This window comes from Sinomonas albida, assembly GCF_004919045.1.
GTDB lineage: Bacteria > Actinomycetota > Actinomycetes > Actinomycetales > Micrococcaceae > Sinomonas > Sinomonas albida.
Map to the genome: position 1 here is coordinate 1 of NZ_SWDW01000029.1, position 2245 is coordinate 2245.

Consider the following 2245-nt stretch of genomic DNA (forward strand, 5'->3'; position numbering starts at 1 on the left):
GGTCCGTGCGAGGGTGTTAGTCGTCTTCTCCTCTTCTCCCAAGGCCGCCCGGAAGCGGGGCTGCCGCCGCCGGCCGGCCCCGTCCTCCAAGGGTGACGGGCGGGCCGGCCCGCAGTCATCACCTCAGCCGACGAGCCCCTTCTCCTTCAGCCACGCGTCGGCGGCGGCCTTGGGGTCCTCCTTGGCGCTGCCGGAGACCTCGTCGTTGAGCTTGACGAGGTCCGCAGTGGTCAGCGCGGCCTGGACCTTGTCCAGCACTCCCTTGGCCTTGTCGTTGATCCGGTCGGTGCGCACGAGCGGGACGACCTGCTGGGCGGCGAAGTTGTTCTGCGGGTCAGAGAGGGTGACGAGGTGGTTCTGGGAGATGAGCGGCGAGGTCGTGAACACGTCCGCGGCCTGGATCTGGTCGTCCAGGAGCGCCTTGACGGTGACGGGGCCGCCGCTGTCGCTGAGCGGGACGAACTGCTTGGGGGTGCAGCCGTACTTGGCCTTGAGGCCGGGCAGGCCCTGCGGGCGGTCCTTGGCCTCGGGCGGCATGCCCAGGGAGATCTGGTCGCAGACCTTGCCGAGGTCGGCGAGCGTCTTGAGGCTGTACTTGTCCGCGGTGGCCTGGGTGACCACGATGGAGTCCTTGTCCTCGGCGTTGGCCGGGTCCAGGACGGCGAGGCCCTGCGGCGTGGCGGCGGGCAGGGCCTTCATGACGTCCGCGGCGCTCACGGCGGTGGCGTTCTTTTCGAAGTAGCGCAGGAGGTTGCCCGAGTAGTCCGGCACGGCGTCGATCGAGCCGTCCTGGAGGGCCTTGACGTAGACCTCGCGGGAACCGATCCCGGTCCTCGTGGTCGCCTGCACGCCGGCTCCGTTGAGCGCCCCGGCGTAGATGTCGGCGAGGATCTCACTCTCGGTGAAGTTCGCCGAGCCCACCACGATCGGGCCGCCCGCGCTGGCCTGGCCCGAGACGGGCGCCGTGGAGAGCGGGCTTGACGAGCCCCCGCACGCGGACAGGGCGAGTGCGAGGACGGGGACGGCGGTCAGGGCGGCGGCGCGGGCGAGACGTCGGTAGATGGTCATGGTCGGGTTCCTCCCGTGGTCGGTCGGGGCTTGCGGGCGGTGATGAGGCCGTAGCCGATCGCGCCGGTGGCGATCTGGTCGCGCACGGTGCGTGTGTAGGGCCGCACGGCGGCGGGGTCGATGCCAGCGGAGGCGAGTGCGTCGGGGGCGGTCATGGCCAGGACGGCGAGGCGGGCCTCGATCACCTCGAGCATCCGGGCGATGGCACCGCTGTGGGCCTCTGTGCGTTCGACGGCCAGCCCCGCGGCCGAGAGCAGCTGTGCGTAGTCCTGCCGGCTGCGGGCGTCGGCGATGCAGGCGATCCACGCGGCCATCCCGGTGAGGGGCTCGGGCAGGCGCCCGCCCTGGACGGTGACGTCGGTGATCCCCACCGTCCCACCGGGGGCGAGGACACGAGCGAACTCGGCCGCGGCGCTGGCCTTGTCCGGGAAAGTGCAGAGGGCGCACTCGCACACCACGGCGTCGAATGAGGCATCCTCGAAGGGCAGGTCTTCGGCGTCGGCGACGGTGAAGCGCACGAGCCGGTCCAGGCCCTCGCTTGCTGCTGCCGCGGTGGCCTGCCCGACCTGCCGTGTGCCGAGGTCGATCCCGGTCACGGTGCAGCCGAACTCCCGGGCGAGCAGCAGCGCCGTCGTGCCCTGCCCAGAGGCGACGTCCAGCACCCGGCTCCCGGGGCCCAGGCCCAGGGCGCGGGCGAGGCGGCGGGTCAGCTCGGCCCCGCCAGGGTGGTAGCTGGGTCCGAGCAGGAGCGCGACGGCGTCGGTGCCGTACCCGGCCGCGCAGCAGGCCTTGGCAGCATCCGGATCCGCCGCCGGGGGCCCCCAGGCCGCGCCGGGTGAGCTCATCGGCGCACCGCCGGCATGCCCAGATTCGTCTGGGAGGCCGTGCTGCGCTCCGGCATCGTCCCGTCGGGGGCCGGGTGCCCGCCGTCGGCCGCTGTCTTGGAGCCGTACGGGGTCGGGGCGAGGAGGTGCTGGATGCCGGCGGCGTTGGGGGCGACGTCCGCCACCGGGACGCCGGACATCTGGGCGCGGACCTGCTCGCGGTAGCCGACGGAGTTGTAGGCGCAGAAGGGGATGAGCCGCCCGTCGGGGGTGATCTCCTCGACGCAGCACTTCATGAGCTGCTTGACGTTGAGGGTGTAGGGGTCCTGGAAGTCCTGGACGACGATCATGAA

At 72.2% G+C, this 2245-nt stretch carries 2 protein-coding genes and 1 pseudogene; all 3 read right to left on the reverse strand.

Annotated elements, in window-relative coordinates:
- Positions 1-123: 123 nt before the first annotated feature.
- Positions 124-1068: an ABC transporter substrate-binding protein gene (locus E6A26_RS17465; protein ID WP_136612483.1), complete on the reverse strand. Its 945-nt coding sequence runs from the start codon at positions 1066-1068 to the stop codon at positions 124-126.
- Positions 1065-1913: a methyltransferase domain-containing protein gene (locus E6A26_RS17470; RefSeq protein WP_136612484.1), complete on the reverse strand. Its 849-nt coding sequence runs from the start codon at positions 1911-1913 to the stop codon at positions 1065-1067. The genes E6A26_RS17465 and E6A26_RS17470 overlap by 4 nt, the downstream gene beginning before the upstream one ends.
- Positions 1910-2245: pseudogene (locus E6A26_RS17475) on the reverse strand (hypothetical protein); the annotation flags it as partial. The gene E6A26_RS17470 and the pseudogene E6A26_RS17475, both read right to left, overlap by 4 nt.

Excerpts from the sequence above, each read along its gene's own strand:
- E6A26_RS17465 (WP_136612483.1), bottom strand. The coding sequence starts at position 1,068 with ATGACCATCTACCGACGTCTCGCCCGCGCCGCCGCCCTGACCGCCGTC.
- E6A26_RS17470 (WP_136612484.1), bottom strand. The coding sequence starts at position 1,913 with ATGAGCTCACCCGGCGCGGCCTGGGGGCCCCCGGCGGCGGATCCGGAT.